The 16,726-nt window shown below is 34.7% G+C and carries 14 protein-coding genes and 1 tRNA gene; 5 read left to right on the forward strand and 10 right to left on the reverse strand.

What is annotated here, in order from left to right; all coding sequences use genetic code 11:
* Positions 1-150 precede the first annotated feature (150 nt).
* The 3 genes from QMA06_RS02405 (at position 151) to dusB (ending at position 3,121) form a co-directional block, all read left to right on the forward strand.
* On the forward strand, positions 151-1,395 hold the full coding sequence (locus QMA06_RS02405) for a M28 family peptidase (protein WP_290205255.1): 1,245 nt from the start codon (positions 151-153) through the stop codon (positions 1,393-1,395).
* A 65-nt stretch (positions 1,396-1,460) separates the two neighbouring features.
* Positions 1,461-2,054, forward strand: a complete 594-nt coding sequence (locus QMA06_RS02410; RefSeq protein WP_290205256.1) for a hypothetical protein — start codon at positions 1,461-1,463, stop codon at positions 2,052-2,054.
* A 74-nt stretch (positions 2,055-2,128) separates the two neighbouring features.
* Positions 2,129-3,121 carry a tRNA dihydrouridine synthase DusB gene (gene dusB / locus QMA06_RS02415; RefSeq protein ID WP_290205257.1) on the forward strand — a complete coding sequence of 331 codons (993 nt, stop codon included), beginning with the start codon at positions 2,129-2,131 and terminating at the stop codon, positions 3,119-3,121.
* Between the two features lie 121 nt (positions 3,122-3,242).
* On the opposite strand, the gene QMA06_RS02420 is transcribed toward dusB, so the two are convergent.
* Positions 3,243-4,445, reverse strand: coding sequence for an ABC transporter permease (locus QMA06_RS02420; RefSeq protein WP_290205258.1), 1,203 nt, complete (start codon positions 4,443-4,445; stop codon positions 3,243-3,245).
* On the reverse strand, positions 4,446-4,844 hold the full coding sequence (rbfA, locus tag QMA06_RS02425; RefSeq protein ID WP_290205259.1) for a 30S ribosome-binding factor RbfA: 399 nt from the start codon (positions 4,842-4,844) through the stop codon (positions 4,446-4,448).
* A gap of 170 nt (positions 4,845-5,014) precedes the next feature.
* Here rbfA and mce point away from each other — a divergent pair, with 170 nt between their 5' ends.
* Positions 5,015-5,419 carry a methylmalonyl-CoA epimerase gene (gene mce, locus QMA06_RS02430; protein ID WP_290205260.1) on the forward strand — a complete coding sequence of 135 codons (405 nt, stop codon included), beginning with the start codon at positions 5,015-5,017 and terminating at the stop codon, positions 5,417-5,419.
* A gap of 84 nt (positions 5,420-5,503) precedes the next feature.
* Positions 5,504-5,577: transfer RNA gene (locus QMA06_RS02435), tRNA-Ile, on the forward strand.
* Between the two features lie 159 nt (positions 5,578-5,736).
* Here the strand turns inward: QMA06_RS02435 and QMA06_RS02440 are convergent.
* The 8 genes from QMA06_RS02440 to QMA06_RS02475 all read right to left on the reverse strand — a co-directional run bounded on the left by QMA06_RS02440 (position 5,737) and on the right by QMA06_RS02475 (position 16,722).
* Positions 5,737-6,027 (reverse strand): hypothetical protein, encoded by a 291-nt coding sequence (locus QMA06_RS02440; protein WP_290205261.1) that lies wholly within the window; start codon positions 6,025-6,027, stop codon positions 5,737-5,739.
* Between the two features lie 291 nt (positions 6,028-6,318).
* Positions 6,319-7,698, reverse strand: coding sequence for a sugar porter family MFS transporter (locus tag QMA06_RS02445; protein ID WP_290205262.1), 1,380 nt, complete (start codon positions 7,696-7,698; stop codon positions 6,319-6,321).
* Positions 7,699-7,763: 65 nt separating this feature from the next.
* Entirely contained in the window at positions 7,764-8,837 is a 1,074-nt protein-coding gene (locus QMA06_RS02450; RefSeq protein ID WP_290205263.1) for a glycoside hydrolase family 16 protein, read from the reverse strand.
* A gap of 38 nt (positions 8,838-8,875) precedes the next feature.
* Positions 8,876-11,182, reverse strand: coding sequence for a beta-glucosidase BglX (bglX, locus tag QMA06_RS02455; RefSeq protein ID WP_290205264.1), 2,307 nt, complete (start codon positions 11,180-11,182; stop codon positions 8,876-8,878).
* 3 nt (positions 11,183-11,185) lie between these two features.
* Positions 11,186-12,670 (reverse strand): glycoside hydrolase family 30 protein, encoded by a 1,485-nt coding sequence (locus QMA06_RS02460; protein WP_290205265.1) that lies wholly within the window; start codon positions 12,668-12,670, stop codon positions 11,186-11,188.
* 13 nt (positions 12,671-12,683) lie between these two features.
* Positions 12,684-14,105, reverse strand: coding sequence for a glycoside hydrolase family 30 protein (locus QMA06_RS02465; RefSeq protein WP_290205266.1), 1,422 nt, complete (start codon positions 14,103-14,105; stop codon positions 12,684-12,686).
* A 209-nt stretch (positions 14,106-14,314) separates the two neighbouring features.
* Positions 14,315-15,190, reverse strand: coding sequence for a hypothetical protein (locus QMA06_RS02470; protein WP_290205267.1), 876 nt, complete (start codon positions 15,188-15,190; stop codon positions 14,315-14,317).
* A gap of 17 nt (positions 15,191-15,207) precedes the next feature.
* A complete protein-coding gene (locus tag QMA06_RS02475; protein WP_290205268.1) occupies positions 15,208-16,722 on the reverse strand; it encodes a RagB/SusD family nutrient uptake outer membrane protein in 1,515 nt (504 codons plus the stop codon).
* Positions 16,723-16,726 lie beyond the last annotated feature (4 nt).

Raw genomic sequence — 16,726 nt, forward strand, 5'->3', positions numbered from 1 at the left:
ATTAAGAATTATAATAAGTGGCTATTAATGCCTAATTTTGTGTAAAAGTAAGATTTAGACATGAAATGAGCCAGTTACGATACTTAAAAGTTAACTTGGATTTTCCTGACGAATTGCATTTTATGGATTTTAAAAAATAAATAATTTAGTATGAAAATAGTACTGTTTATATTTCTGTTGGCAGGAATGCTTTCCTGTAATCCAGTACCTGAAGTTGCTGAGAATAACATAAAAAATGATGTTGCATATTTGGCAGACGATAAACTTGAGGGTCGACAAACAGGAACACAAGGGGAAATTTTAGCTGCGGAATATTTAATAAAACGCTATAAAGAGATCGGACTACAGCCCAAGGGCACTGAAGATTATTTACAATCGTTTTCCTTTAAGCCAAAAACAGATCCGCATAGTGAGGTTGAATTTACAACTAACGCAGACAGTACCATCACAGGAAGTAATGTCATTGGTTATATAGATAACAATGCAAAAACAACGATTGTTATTGGCGCACATTACGATCATTTAGGCTTTGGAGGAGAAGGTTCATTATACCGTGAAAAGGAAAAGGCTATCCATAATGGAGCGGATGACAACGCTAGTGGAGTAGCGGTAATGTTGCACTTAGCAACGCGATTAAAAGTTAAAAATGACCAAAACGACATAAAAGATAGAAACAACTATTTATTCATGGCGTTTTCTGGCGAGGAAATGGGATTATTGGGCTCTAATTATTTTTCAAAAAACCCAACGATTGATGCTAAAAGTATCAATTATATGATCAATATGGATATGGTTGGTAGAATGAAAGCTGACAGTACATTGGCCGTGTATGGCACAGGAACCTCACCTATGTTTAAGCAAACCATAAAGGCAAATAACGATAAATTCAAAATCATTGAAAATGAAAGTGGAGTAGGCCCAAGCGATCACACGTCGTTTTATTTAATTGATATTCCGGTGTTACATTTCTTTACCGGTCAGCATGAAGATTATCACAAACCCGATGACGATACCGAAAAACTAAATTATGAAGGTATGAATCTCATTTCAGATTATATCTATAATATTATAATGGATTTAGATGATAATGGCGCATTAGGTTTCAGAAAAACAAAAAATGAAAGTGAAGAAACTCCGCGATTTAAAGTCGGTTTAGGTGTTGTTCCCGATTATTTATTCGATGGAGAAGGGATGCGAATCGATGGCACACGCGAAGATACTCCAGCGTTTTCAGCAGGTTTGAAAAAAGGTGATGTAGTTGTAAAGTTAGGAGATAGTACCATTACAGATATGATGAGTTATATGCGCGCTTTATCTGTTTTTGATAATGGTGATGACGCAAATATTACGGTGAAGCGAGGTTCTCAAACCATAGAAACTAAAGTTAGTTTTTAACTTAAAAATAGCGACTTAAATAATTAATGTAAATTTGTCTCAACAAAATTTAATTCCTCTTTAAAATGAAAAAAATAGTGTCACTTTTCTGTCTTTTTACAATGTTAACTGCATTTACTTGCGAAAACGAACCGTTGGATGATGGTATAGATTCAGAAACTGATACCGGTGTAAATAATGTTGATATAATTGGAACTTGGGATTTAACTGATTTTGACGTCACACTTACATCTTCTACAGAATTCAATGGACAAAATTTAACCTCGGAGATTGCTATTCAAAGTACTGAAGAAAATTATGTTCTAAACTTAACTCCAAACAATTTCACAACTAATGGCAGCTATGCTTACGACACTAATATTATAGTGAACGGTGAGACGTTTTCATCAGAGCCTTATATGTTAGAAAATGTCAATGGCAGCGGAACATATAGTATCAACGGAAATGAAATGACGATTGACGGTGAGTTTTTTGAATTTGAATATGAAGGTTCCGAAGAAGATACTTTAAATGGTGAACAAACAGTAATGTTTACGATATCTGCGGATGGACAAACACTTACATTCTCTCAAGATGAAACGACTTCTGAAACAGACACTATATCAGGTATCGTAACAAGCAATACTACAAATTCAACCTCCATCTGGACGAGACAATAGTGTACTAAATTCGAACTATAATTTGATTTATAGAATTATATAAAAAACTGTAATTTTGCAGAAAAATTTAAGACTTGGTTAAAATAGGCGACATAGAATTACCAGACTTTCCATTGCTTTTGGCACCGATGGAAGATGTAAGCGATCCTCCTTTTCGTGCATTATGCAAAGAGCAGGGAGCAGATGTGGTTTATACTGAGTTTGTGAGTAGTGAAGGTTTAATTCGTAATGCGGCTAAAAGCGTTATGAAATTAGATATTTACGAAAAAGAACGACCAGTTGGTATTCAGATTTTTGGAGCCAATATGGAAAGTATGTTACAGACTATTGATATAGTTGAAAAATCGAATCCAGATATTATAGATATCAATTTTGGGTGTCCGGTTAAAAAAGTCGTCTCTAAAGGTGCAGGAGCAGGTATTTTAAAAGACATTTGTTTAATGGAACAGCTTACCGCCGAAATGGTAAAACGCACCAATTTACCTGTAACCGTTAAAACAAGATTAGGTTGGGATCACGATTCCATAAAAATTGTTGAAGTTGCAGAGCGTTTGCAAGATGTAGGCTGTAAGGCTATTGCTATTCATGGTAGAACCAGGGCACAAATGTATAAAGGTGATGCCGATTGGAAACCTATTTCAGAAGTAAAAAACAACCCTAGGATGCATATTCCTGTTTTTGGTAACGGAGATATAGATACACCAGAAAAAGCCATGGAAATGCGAGATTCTTATGGTTTAGATGGAGCCATGATAGGCAGAGCAACCATTGGAAATCCTTGGTTTTTTAAACAAGTGAAACATTTTTTTGAAACTGGTGAACACTTAGCTCCAATTACTTTAGCAGAGCGGGTGGAAGCTGCCAGACGTCACTTACAAATGGCCATTGATTGGAAAGGTGAAGTTTTGGGGGTTTTTGAAACGCGAAGACATTATACCAATTATTTTAAAGGTATTCCGCACTTTAAGGAATATAGAATGAAAATGGTAACCAGTGATGATTCTAAGGATGTTTTTGCTGCTTTTGATGAGGTTTTGGAAACCTTTTCTGATTATCAATTTGTGTGAAAAAAAATAAAGCTCGTCGTTGATAATTTCTTCAAAATTGGTGACTTCTCTTATTTAATGGAAATCTAGCTAATTAATTAGGCTATATATCGGTTAAAATTTAAGTCATGGTCTTCTTAAATTAGCTTTTTATTAGGCCTTGAGTAATCCGCTGAGATGCAATTTTAGAAGCCACCATTCCCAAAGTAAATATGGTAATTAATACTATTAGCACATTCAAAATGTGAATACGTACAGGGTAAGCCAAATCGGGTGTTAACATTACCAATTCAAAAGTTTGCTGTAAGAATACAATTAATAATCCTATACCCACACCAATTAGCCCACTTACCAAAGTCATTAAGCTACCTTGTAGGAAGAAAATAGATTTAATGATTTTAGTTTCCGTTCCTAAATTAAACAAGGTGTTCAAAGAAGTCTTCTTATCTAATATCATCATAATAATGGCGCCAATTACATTAAACAGGGCAATAATGATAACTAAAGTAAAGATGAGGTAAATAGCAAGATTTTCAGTATTCAACATTTTAAAAAGAGCATCATTGAGTTCAGCTCTATTTTTTATATCAAATTTATTTCCAAAAGAAGTTTTAAGTTGCGTTCTAATGTTATCTTCAACAGCTTCTGAGCTTAACTTAAGCTCCAAGGCGCTTAATTGCTCATCACTATAGCCCAATAAACGTTTAGCCAAGACAATATCTGAAAAAATATAATTATTGTTCAATTCCTCATTAATATGAAACAATCCAACATTTTTAACATACACAGAATTATAATACCCTTTTAATGAGCTCGCTTGTCCTTTTCCAGCTTTGGGGACGTAGAGGGAGAGCGGCTTTAAATAATCGAGAACACCAAAAGATAGATTATTAGAAATTCCCCATCCCGAAACAACTTCGTTACTTAGTGGCGTTAACCAATTGCCTTTGGTCACCATGGTATCAATATTGGTAACGTTTAAGTAATTTTTGTCTACCCCTTTTAGAGTTGCTAATAGGTTTTTATTTTCGGATTTTATGATAATGCGTTCCTCAATAATCTCAGAATGATGAGCAATACCTTTAATTTTTAAAAGTTTAGCTTTATCAGTTGCCGTCCATTCAAATGATTTTCCCGTTGAGGGTGTTAATTTCAAATCTGGATCTACAAATGAAGAAAATTCCAGACTAAAATCTTTGAGACCAGCAAAAACAGAGAGTACAATTAATAGTGCCGCCGAGGCAATAATAACCCCGCCAGAAGCGATGAGTGTCATTATATTAATAGCATTATTACTACTTTTAGAAAATAGATAACGTTTTGCTATATATAAAGGAAAATTCACTTAAGATTTTTTGCGCTTACCTAATAAATCTGGTTTTTCTAGAGGATTATCTTCACCTTTTAGTGAACGCTCAATACCATCAATATATTCAAGGGAATCGTCGATAAAAAATTCTAACTGTGGCATACGTCTTAATTGATGACGTGTACGTTGCGACAATTCGTGTCTAATAAGTGGTTTATTAGACCTTATACCTTCTAGCAGCGCTTTTGCTTCTTTATTTGGGAAAATACTTAAATAGACCTTAGCTACAGACAAATCCGTAGTTACATTTACTTTACTAACTGATATGATAACGCCTTTTAATCCACCATCAGTAGCTGCTTTTTGAAATACTTCTGCTAAATCTTGTTGAAGTATTCCTCCTATTTTTTTCTGTCTTTGTGTAAGCTCTTCCATAATAATCTATCTTATTATTAGATACAAAAATAGCGGATATTTAAGGATTATCTTATTTTTGGGTGTAAATTATTAAGGAGATTTCTGCTTATGCGGAAACTGAAACAAGGATTCTTTTTTTTAGAAATAAATAAAAGAATTAAAGACACCCGTTTTTACGGGCACTAAGGATGAAAAAAATAGAACATATCGGAATTGCCGTAAAGAACATTGAAAATTCTAATGAATTATTTAAGGCTTTATTCGGGAAAGAACACTATAAGATTGAAGATGTAGAAAGTGAAGGTGTAAAAACGTCATTTTTTAAATGTGGACCAAATAAAATTGAACTGCTTCAGGCAACCAACGACGACAGTCCGATTGCGAAGTTTATTGAAAAAAAAGGAGAGGGTATGCATCATATAGCTTTTGCCGTCGATGATATTGAACGAGAAATCGAACGCTTAACTCAGGAAGGTTTTACGATGATACACAAAAAACCAAAAAAAGGAGCAGATAATAAGTTAATCGCTTTTTTACATCCAAAATCCACAAATGGAGTTTTAATTGAGTTGTGCCAAGACTTAAAGGACTAAAACGGTTTATTTTTCTTGTAGAGTTTTAAAATATGTAGTAATATTGCACACTCTTTAGTTATAAAGAGATTGACAATTGTCAATGGTCCTATAGCTCAGTTGGTTAGAGCACCTGACTCATAATCAGGTGGTCCATGGTTCGAGTCCATGTGGGACCACTAGTAATAACAAGGCTTCACAGAGTTTCTGCTCTTTGAAGCTTTTTTATTTGCAAACAATTTGCAGACAGATAAAAATTTAACGTTTTTTAACGTAGATTGACGGTGTTTGCGTTGCTTTGTATCTGTTAGACCTTATTTAATCATTAATAGGAATTATTAAAGTTGATTATTCTTCTTCAACTTTTCAATACGATCCAGATAGCCAGAAATTGGACTGGTCGGTTTTGGTTCTTCTAATTTGTAATTTTTTTTGACAAAAATTTTAGCAATAATTTTCCATTTATCCGTTTTCCATTTTTTTGATTTAATAAAAATATAAAATTTTATAGCTTCTATTTCTGGCCAATTATTCTTTTTAAAAAATAAAGTAACTTCTTTTTCATTAAAATTGACTTTTGCCAGTTTATTAAAGTTTTCTTTTGTTTTATGTTTATAAGAAGATACCAAATACGGTTTATAGTGCTATAATTTTATTTACTTATTTCCCATAGCGCCATCACCGTTACCTTTTCGGTAACCGGTACTAAAATTGTGACCGAGTAAGAACTTATAAAAGAGGTTATGCAGTTCGTCTCGGGTAGAATTTTAAAATTTGTGAAGAAATAGATTGAGGCTATCTTTTTGCATGGAGAACGCTGTTACTTTTTCTGCAACAGGGTTCAAGATTTTATAGTGAAGCTCCTTTCTCAGAATATCGCTTTTCGAGAAATGAAATGACATGTGCTGAACGTTTTAAAACTATTTCCAAATATCTTCTAGTTGTTCGAGCGATTTACCTTTTGTTTCTGGAACGAATTTGTATGTCACAATAATAATTGTTATGATAAAGAAAATAAAAATAAAGTACGGTAAAGAACCATTCCAAAAAGCATTATTATTTGTCTCACTACCCACTACCATTGGGAATGCTTGCGACACAACGTAATTCGCAGCCCATTGAGCAGCTACGGCAATAGACATGACAACACTCCTAATTTTATTTGGAAACATCTCAGATAATAAAACCCATACAACCGGTCCCATTGAGAGTGAAAATGAAGCAATAAAAATTAAGACGCCTAATAAAGATAGGATACCAACATTCTGTTGCTGTAACGTTACTCCTAAAAGTAAAAAACCAATAATCATTCCTGTACTGCCAATATAAATTAAAGGCTTTCGTCCAAATTTATCTACAGTAAACATAGCAACAAAAGTGAAAACTACATTTATAAATGCTAAGAGAATTTGTTGTTCTAGAACGTCTTCTTGACCAAAACCAAGGGCTTTTTCAAATATATCCGCTCCGTAATAAAGCACAGCATTAATTCCCGTAAATTGTTGTAATACAGATAGTGTGGTGCCAATAATTATGATGCTCAAAATTATCTTTGAAAAATAATTAACCTTAGTACTTGTTACTTTTTCATTATGCAATGAGGTTTGTATTTCATCGTAATCGGCCTGCGCGCTCTCTTCATCTTGAAGTTTATTTAATACCTCAATAGCCTCTTCATTTTTACCTTTTAAACATAACCACCTTGGACTTCTAGGAACAAAAAACAATAAGACTAAAAATAATGTACTTGGAATTAGCTCTGACCAAAACATCCGTCTCCAACCAAAATCAATATTTTCGGCCTGCGTTAAATTATCACCAATAAAATAAGTCACTAAAAACACACTAAAAAAACCAATAACTATAGCAAGCTGATAATAGGTTACCATTTTTCCTCTAATAGAGCTTGGTGCAATCTCAGCAATATACATTGGTGCGTTCATGGATGCAATTCCTATACCTAAACCACCAATAATTCTAAATATAACCAGCGTTGTAACTGTTTCTGGAAATATGCTTGGTAATCCGGATCCATAAGCTGATATAGCAAAAAGAATTGCTGATATAATTAAGGATCTTTTTCTCCCTATTTTGATACTTAATTTCCCTGCTATTATTGCACCAATAAAACATCCTAAAAGAGCGCTGCCTACGACCCAACCTTTTAAGGCATCGCTTAATTCAAAGTACTTGCTAAAGTAAAATTGAGCACCATTAATAACGCCTGTATCGTAACCAAATAAAAGACCACCTAAAGCAGAAATAATTGTTATTAGTAATAAGTATATTTTTTTATTCATGAAGTGTTGTATTAAAATTAGGATTTACTTATCACACTAAATTTTGCACGTTTACTTATCTGTATTTACTGATAAACTCTAACATAATCAACCTCCATCGTAGACACATCAAAATTTGGATCAATTGTACCTCCTAGATTACCACCCATAGCAATATTTAGAATTAAAAATTGATTGTTGTAAAATGGCCACGTATCGTCATTTTTAACTGATGGATTATAGGTGTAATATTCAACATCATCTAACATAAATGTAATACTGTCTTCTGTCCAAACAGCTGAGTATAAATGAAACTCTGTAGTTTCATTGCTAATTGAAGTTACATGGTGATTAATTGTTGCTCCAGAGCTAGAAGGTGTGTGTAAGGCACTTGAAATTTGTCCAGGATTATTACCAACATACTCCATCATATCAATTTCACCACAAGCTGGCCAACCTACCGTCCCAAAATTAGCACCAAGCATCCAAATAGCAGGCCATACACCACCACCTGCTGGTAGTTTAGCTCGAACATCTACTCGTCCATAGGTAAACTCAAATTTACCTGAAGTAATAAGTCTTGCAGAAGTATATTCAGCTCCTTGAAAATCTTCTTTTTTAGCAACAAGTTTTAAAACACCATCTTCCACTATTGCATTATCTAATCTATCTGTGTAATATTGAGATTCATTATTTCCCCAACCATTATCACCTGTTCCAATATTGTAGCCCCAATTTGAAGCATTAGGTGATCCATTGGTATCAAACTCATCTTGCCATATTAAATTGAGTTCTGTTTCTACATAAACAGTTATTGGATATGTAATACTAGTATTTCCTGCTGAATTATAGGCTGCTACTAATATTTCATAGTCATTTGTCCCTCCTTGAGTAAAGGTATAACTAAAGGTGTTTCCTGTAATGTCAAGAGCTTCATTATTAATTAAAGCTCTAAAGTAATCGGCATTTGTCGCCGTAATAGTGAAGTTGACGACTCCGCTTCCGTCACCATTAGGATTGTTGCCGTCGGCACCAACTTTTACACTAGTAATAGATAATTCCGTTGGAACCACCGGTTCATCATTGTCATTATCACTGCTACTACAAGATACTAATGATAGTAATGCTGCTGTTAAGATTAAGAAAATTCTTTGTTTCATAGTTTATATATTTTTATTTAAATTATCTTATTTGGAAATTATTTCAATATAAATTCACTTGACAAGCTCGCATTAGAACTTCCACCAACATACACCTTAAATGCGCCAGGCTCTACAATAAATTCACCTGTGTTTGTGTAAAATCCAAGCTCTTTTTCCGTGAGTATAAATTCTATTGTTTTGGTTTCATTAGGCTCTAGCTCTACCATTTCAAATCCCTTTAATTCTTTTACTGGTCTTGCTAATGACGCAACTTTGTCTTGAATATAAAGTTGTGAAACCTCCTTGCCTCTTACTGTACCTGTGTTTGTAACATTAACAGAAGCTTTAATTTCTTTTCCTGTCAATGTGCTTATTTTTAAATCTTCATAAGAAAAGGTAGTATAACTTAAGCCATGTCCAAATGGGTATAAGGGCCTGTTACTTTCATCGCTGTAATGCGACCAAAACACCACATCACTATCTTCCCCAATTGGCCGTCCTGTATTTTTGTAATTGTAGTAAATTGGAATTTGTCCTACACTTCGAGGAAATGTCATTGGCAATTTACCACTAGGATTATAGTCACCATACAAAACTTGAGCGATAGCATTTCCGCTTTGAACTCCTAAATGCCATGTTTCTACAATGGCTGGAATGTTTTCGTCTGCCCATGTAATGGCTAATGGTCTTCCATTGTTTAGTACCAATACAATATTTTTATTTACTTTATACACTGCTTCCAAAAGGTCTTGTTGAACCCCTGGAAGGTCAATATTAGTTCTACTTCTGCCTTCACCTGTTTGATAGCCATGTTCTCCCAATACCATCACTACAACATCGGATGCTTTTGCGACCTCTATAGCTTCTGAAAATCCTGAAGTATCTGTTTCATTTATTTTAAGTTCGTTTACAAAGGTGATTTTAGAATCTGGTGTTACTACATCTGCTCCCTTAGCGTATGATAAGGTATTCCCTTTATACTGCTGTAGGCCTTCTAACACTGAAACTGCAGTACCATCGTCACCAGCAATTCTCCAACTACCTAGCGGACTGGTTTTATCATTAGCCAAGGCTCCTATTAATGCAATTTTCTGATTTTCCTTTTTTAAAGGCAATAGGTTATTTTCATTTTTAAGCAGAACGATTGATTTTTTAGCGATATCTAAAGCGTCTTCATGAAACGCTTGTTTGCCTACAACCTCTTTTTCATGTTCTTCATTACAATATAGATACGGGTCGTCAAATAACCCTAACTCAAATTTTACTCTTAAAATGCGTTTTGCAGCATCATCAATTAGTGTTTGATCTACTTTTCCATCTCTAACCAAATTTGCTAATTCTGCTACGTATGCGCTAGATTCCATATCCATATCAGACCCTGCATTGGCTGCTAATTCTGCTGCATGTTTAATGTTTTGGGCATAACCGTGAGGTATCATTTCGGAAATAGAGCCCCAATCTGAAACTATAAACCCATCAAATCCCCATTCATTCTTTAAAATTTCTCTTTGTAAAAATCTATCCCCAGTTGCTGGTACATCATTAAGAAGATTAAAAGAATTCATAAAAGTTCTTACACCTGCGTCTGTAACGGCTTTAAAAGGCGGAAATACCACATTATATAAGGTTGACGTACCAATATCTGCGGTGTTGTAATCGCGTCCGGCTTCTGCAAACCCGTAGGCTGCAAAATGTTTGGCACATGCAGCAATGGTTTTTGGTGATGCTAAATCATCTCCTTGAAATCCTTGCACTCTAGCCACACCAATTTTAGACCCTAGATACGGGTCTTCTCCAGCGCCTTCCATAACACGCCCCCAACGTGCATCTCGAGAAATATCAACCATAGGAGCAAACGTCCAGTTAATTCCAGAAGCGGCTGTTTCTTCAGCTGCATTTTGAGCCGCTTTTTCTATAGCCTCTAAATCCCAACTCGCAGATTCCGCTAAGGGAATGGGACCAATAGTTTTATAGCCATGAATGACATCAAAACCAAAAATTAAAGGGATGCCTAATCTAGTTTCTTCTACCGCTATTTTTTGAAGCGCTTTAACTTGTTTTGTCCCCTTGACGTTAAGCATGGAACCGACTAAGCCTTTTTTTAAGTGCTCGTATTTTAATGCTGCTTGTTCGTTGGATTTTGGTGCTGGTCCTGTAGCATCCCAAAACCCATTGTATTGATTCATCTGACCTATTTTTTCTTCCAAGGTCATTAGTTTCAATATGCTATCAACACGACGTTCTATTCCTACCTTTTCAGAAACCGCTATGGTAGCATTTTGAGAAATAGAATCGGTTTTATTTTGTTTTGAAACGTGGCATGATAAACATGTTACCAAAACAAGTATGATTACTTTTTTCATGTTTTAGTATATTACAGATTGCATAGCATGTGGTTCTATCTCTAAGGCTATTTCACGATCACCAACTATTAATTTATAAGTAATTTTATCGTCTGTTTTATTCATAGCCACAGTTACAATTGTACCATCTGGATTTTGAAACGATGTACTTTCTATAGTACTTCTGCTTGTCGTTGTACTGACTCTATAAGCGCCTTTTTTTATGAATTTTGAAAAATGACCAATATAAAAATACGTTGGCGTGTATATCAGTTCGTTTGTTTTAGTGTCGGCATGTATAGGCGCAAAACAAAAGTTTTGTACGTGATTTGGACCTCCTTTTTCATTTAATAAAATGTTCCAATCGGTCCAACCAACCGTTCCACTATTAAAATCGTTAATCATAGAATTGCCATAACGTTCTGCATTAGACCAGCGTTGGTATTGTGTTGGATCGAATCCTTCTTGGCAGCCCTCTGTGAATAATAAATTCATTTCAGGAAAAGATTCATTAATATTTTTTAAGTTATCGTATTTAGGTTCGCCACCTGCCCAAGTTTCATACCAGTGAAAACCAATTCCCCAAGCATATTTCATGGCTTCTGGGTCTTCAAAAATAGTATTGGCTCGGTGCGATATTAAATCTCTGTTATGGTCCCAAGCCACAATGTTTTTATCACCTAAGCCATTATTTTCAAATGTTGGTCCTAAATAATTCTTTAAAAAATCGCGTTCTTCTTCAGCCGTATATATACAAGATTCCCAACGTTGAACAGCCATAGGCTCATTTTGAATGGTAACTCCCCAAACTGGTATATCTTCAGCTTCATAAGCTTCAATAAATTTTACATAGTAATTTGCCCATGCTTGGTTATATTCTGGTAATAATTTTCCACCCTGTAACATATTATTATTGGTTTTCATAAAAGCTGGTGGACTCCATGGACTTGCGTAAAACACTAAATCGTCGTTGATTAATGCTTGTGCTCGTTTAATCATTGGGATACGCTTTTCCTTATCTTTTTCTATAGAAAATGTTTTGAGCTCCTTATCCCCTTCTTCAATATAGGTATGACTTCCTAACCCAAAGTCACTACTATGAATACTGGTTCTTATAATATTATAGTTGATGCCTTCTTCAGAATAATAAGCTTTTAGTAGCTCTTCTTGTTTGTCTTGGCTTAAGGTTGAAAACACCTCGGCCGATGCATCTGTAATGGCACCACCAATACCCAAGAATTCTTGGAATTGTTTTTCTGGATTGACAAAAACGGCTACTTCAGATTCTAAGGGTTGCGTCGCCTTTTTGAAGGTTGTTTTTAGGTCTAAAGACAGTCGTTTGTCAGTATCCTGTGCGGTTGTATAAACAAGCACTTCTTTTCCTAGTAATGATTTTTTTTCTTCAATTTTATTGGTTTCTAAAACTGCTAAATCGTTAGTTTCTTTCTTATTATTACAAGACAATATTAAAAGTAACATTGTAAGGGTGTATAATGTTTTTTTTATCATGATTATTTTATTTTTACCAAACATAGGTGCCTACAGCACCTGCCTCTAAAGTTGTTGAAATAGACTCTCTAGGCGTTTTTATGTTAAATGATTTATCGATTTCGGTGTTATTAACAACAATTACTACTAAATTTCCAGTTAGTGTTTTAAAGGCTACATTTGGTAAATCTGTAGAATAATTAGAAGCTATCCTATGGGATCCAGGTCTAACAAATTTTGAAGCGTGACCAATAATATAGTAGCCTACATTTCTTTCTACATTATTTCCATTTATTGTTATTCCTCCCAAACATTCGGTACAACCTCCTTGAGTATGTGGTTCTAAATTTGGGTTAGAAGCTAGATTCCATTCTAAAACTGTTTTACACCAATTACGGCTTGCTCCAACAATCAGTTCTCTAGTGTGCCAGAGTAGATTATCATCAAACTCACTGTTAACACCTACCCATTGCTCTGTAAAATATAAGTTCTTATCTGGATACGCATTGTGAACAGTGGTAAGATTGTTTATAGAACCATTGTATAAATGAAATGCCGAACCATCGATGTAAGCGTTTGCATCAGCGTCATCTAAAATACTCGTTGCGTACCAGGTATTATCTGCATTGTGATCCCAAATTATAATTTTAGTATCAATGTTTGCTGTTTCGAAAGCAGGTCCTAAATGATCTTTGATAAATATGGTCTGATCCATGAGTTCCATAAACATACTTGGGTTATTCCCATCATGATACGGCTCATTTTGAACAGTAATAGCATCTATGGTAATGCCTTCTGCTTCATAAGCTTGTATATACTTTACAAAGTAATTAGCATAGGTTGAAAAATGTTCAGGCTTGAGACTTCCACCAATAGAATTGTTATTAGTTTTCATCCATGCAGGAGCAGACCAAGGTGATCCCATTATTTTTATGTTAGGATTTATTTCAAGAATTTCATTTAATACAGGGATTAGATGTTCTTGATCTTTAGAAATAGAGAATTGTTCCAAATTTTCATCTGTTTCCCCAGCTGGTAAGTCATTGTATGTAAATGGTTCAGCATCAAGATCTGAAGCTCCGATGCTAACGCGCAAATAACTTACAGCTAAATTGTCTTCGCCAAAAAGCTCATTTAAAATAGTTGATCTTCCTGAAGTGGACATATTATTTAAATGCAGAGCACTGCCTCCGGTTAAAGAAAATCCAAATCCATCCATTTCTTGGTATGTTACCTCTGGATTAACCGTAATCGATTCATTTACATTTGTTGAAAATAATAGAGGATTAGGTTGTAAGCTTAATAATTGTGATTTATCTCCCTTTGTTAAATAGAAATTTACGTTGCTATTTGTGATATTTGGGTTTGGATCAATTGGATCGTTAGAATCTGAACCATTTGAAGAACAACTTATAAGAATTGCAATTAAAGAAAATAGTACAATAAATTTATTCATATGAGAAAATTTATTAAGGTTCAAAATGTACTTTAATTTTTTCATGACTAAAGTCTAAATTTGTTATTAATAATTTGAATTGTTAAGCGAAATAGCAGGTAATTAAACGAGTGATGAATTAATTAAAGCCCACATCCACTAAAACATGGGCTTTAAATCAAAATAAACTAACTCAAAATAATTGCTAAACTAACCTAGATTCAATTTGGTTATTCTCCTGTGCCTCTCATTTCCACATTTGAAATTGTAAATCCAGATACGGTATTCCCACCACATTTAATAACAAAATAGACGGTTCCTGAAGTATCAAATGTAACGGTATTGCTAATTGAACCTGAGTACGAATTTTCAACACAACTTACTGAAGAAAGAAACTCGCTAAATGTCCCTGTTCCACATTCAGCCCATGTATTAAGGCCCATTACAATATTGTTTCCATAATCACTCCATTGTGTTGGTTCTACTGGGCTTGCAAATACTTCAAACCAAGCTTCATCATTGCCATCTCCAGATATAAACATATCAATTTTATATTCTCTTCCTGCAACAACTTCAACGGCTTGATAAATGCCTTGTTGGTTATAGTTATTAGCTACAATAGTTGCGCCTCCTTCACTAAATGTCCAATCTGCACCTTCACCTGAAATATTCAATATGGTCCATTCTGCATGGTCGTCTGCATCCTTAAATCTCCCTCCAACTATTAAGTTTCCTACTACAGGATCGGGTGTTTCTACATCTATAATTTGTGTTACAATGTCAGAAGCTCCTCCTAAACCAGTAACTTTTCTTGTTATCGTATACTCTTCAGCGTCTGGTAAAAACACTTCTTGAATTGGTCCTCCAGAAACAAGGCCTGTGCCATTATCTAAATCCCAACTTGAGGTAATATAGCTTTCATTAGCAGTAAGTAAATATGTATTGTTTAAGGCAGCTACCTCAGTTATTGTAAATCCAGCATCTATTTCAGTTGTAGCTAGCCCATTACCATTTCCCAGTTCATTGGGTTGACAGGATAAAATTACCGTAACTAAAACAACAGGTAAAAACTTAATACCCCATTTTGATTTTATATTTAATTTCATAATAATTTTTTTAAATATTAATAATTAGGATTTTGTTCTAACAAAGTATTCTCTAACTCAGCTAGTGGTATTGGTAATATTTCATTTTTACCAGGTGTAAATCCTTTAAAGGCCAATGCTATAGCCGCATTACCAGTTCTTACCAAATCGTACCATCTATGACCTTCACCAGCTAGTTCTAAACGTCTTTCTTGCATAATGGTCTCCATAGAAACAGGAACAGATGGTAAGCCTACTCTTGCCCTAACCGCGTCAAGTAAAGCCTGAGCTCTAGCTCCAGTGCCACCTAATGCTTCAGCTTCCATTAAATACGTATCCGCTAATCGCATTATATAAGTGTGTTGTTTAAAGTTTAATTCAGTAGCTCCTCCACCAGTTGACCTATCTGATACCATTGGCAAAAACTTTTTAAGAAAATAGCCCGTGTCTTGATAACCTTGCTCATATTCTACTTGTCCTGCATCTGCAAGTGCTCCGATATCTACTATGGTTTGGTCAAATCTTGGATCTCCATTCAATGCATCATATAAACTTTGCGTAACAACATTAAATCCCCAACCACCAGCATAATCTGTTTCAGGAGAACCAGATGAATTAACAAAACCTCTTGGCCCTATCATTTGAGCTAAACTGTTACCTTCATCATCAGACCAGCCCCAGTTACCCCAGTCTGCATTACTCTGATTAGTGTGTGCCACTTCAATGATTGATTCCGTATTATAAATATTACTAATTTCCCATAAATCTGAAAAGTTATCAAGAAGTCTATATCCAAAAGCACTAGTTGCGCCTGGTGTTCCGTTTACCTCAGCAAATTCTGCAACAGCTAAGGTGTTTTTACCTTGATATAAATATACTTTGCCTAAAAGTGCTTTAGCTGATCCTCGTGAAATACGTCCACCTTCATTTTCAATATCTAATGTTACCGGTAAGTTTTGAATAGCATCTATTAAATCTGTTTCTATTTGAGTGTATACATCGTTCGGGTCTGCTTGTGTTACACTGTAAAATTCATCAGTTGCAAGAGGTGCAGTAATAAGCGGAATGTTTCTGAATAGTCTTACCAATTCAAAATAATATATCGCTCTCAAAGCTTTTGTCTCAGCAGTAAATCTAGCTTTGGTTTCATCAGGCATATCAACACCAGGCAATTTCGTTAATAAGGTGTTTGCTCTAAAAATACCTTGATAAAAATCGTTCCAATAACTTGCAGCAATATTTGACTCGCTTATAGTATAGTTTGAAAATGCCTGCAATTGCGGACCATCAGAAGAACTACCGCCACCTGTAAAATGATCATCAGAACCAGAATTTAATAGCGCAATCATATTTTCAAATCCTCTAGATTGTTTTCCTACAACATCGTAAACGGCAATTAACCCAGAATAGGCTTCGGCTTCGTTTTGATAATAATTATCTTCAAGTGCAGTCCCTGACGGCTTCACTTCTAAAAACTCTTCGTTACATGATGTCATAAATATCAGAATCGGTAGTCCAATCCATATATTCATTAATTTTCCTAGTTTTTTCATTTTC

Origin of the sequence: Winogradskyella bathintestinalis, from assembly GCF_030407435.1 — a bacterium.
GTDB classification, from domain to species: domain Bacteria; phylum Bacteroidota; class Bacteroidia; order Flavobacteriales; family Flavobacteriaceae; genus Winogradskyella; species Winogradskyella bathintestinalis.